This is a genomic window from Amycolatopsis eburnea, from assembly GCF_003937945.1.
GTDB lineage: Bacteria > Actinomycetota > Actinomycetes > Mycobacteriales > Pseudonocardiaceae > Amycolatopsis > Amycolatopsis eburnea.
Genome location: NZ_RSEC01000023.1, coordinates 1 through 805 on the forward strand (window position 1 = coordinate 1; position 805 = coordinate 805).

Consider the following 805-nt stretch of genomic DNA (forward strand, 5'->3'; position numbering starts at 1 on the left):
AATGACACAGCTTCGGCGGTGTGCTTAAGCCCCGCTACATTGTCGGCGCAGGACCACTTGACCAGTGAGCTATTACGCACTCTTTCAAGGGTGGCTGCTTCTAAGCCAACCTCCTGGTTGTCTGGGCAATCCCACATCCTTTCCCACTGAGCACACACTTAGGGGCCTTAGCTGGTGTTCTGGGCTGTTTCCCTCTCGACGACGAAGCTTATCCCCCGCCGTCTCACTGCCACGCTCTCACTAACCGGTATTCGGAGTTTGGTTGATTTCGGTAACCCGGTAAGGCCCCTAGACCATCCAGTAGCTCTACCCCCGGCAAGAAACACGTGACGCTGCACCTAAATGCATTTCGGGGAGAACCAGCTATCACGGAGTTTGATTGGCCTTTCACCCCTACCCACAGCTCATCCCCTCAGTTTTCAACCTAAGTGGGTTCGGGCCTCCACGACGTCTTACCGTCGCTTCACCCTGGCCATGGGTAGATCACTCCGCTTCGGGTCTAGACCACGCGACTCATTCGCCCTATTCAGACTCGCTTTCGCTACGGCTACCCCACACGGGTTAACCTCGCCACGCAGCACTAACTCGCAGGCTCATTCTTCAAAAGGCACGCCATCACCCAAAGGCTCTGACGGCTTGTAGGCACACGGTTTCAGGTACTCTTTCACTCCCCTCCCGGGGTACTTTTCATCTTTCCCTCACGGTACTCGTCCGCTATCGGTCTCCAGGAAGTATTTAGGCTTACCGGGTGGTCCCGGCAGATTCACAGCAAATTCCACGAGCTCGCTGCTACTCGGGAACACCA

General features: G+C 55.9%; 1 rRNA gene. It reads right to left on the reverse strand.

Features of this window, described 5'->3' with window-relative positions:
* A 23S ribosomal RNA gene (locus tag EIY87_RS06265) occupies window positions 1–805 on the reverse strand; the annotation flags it as partial.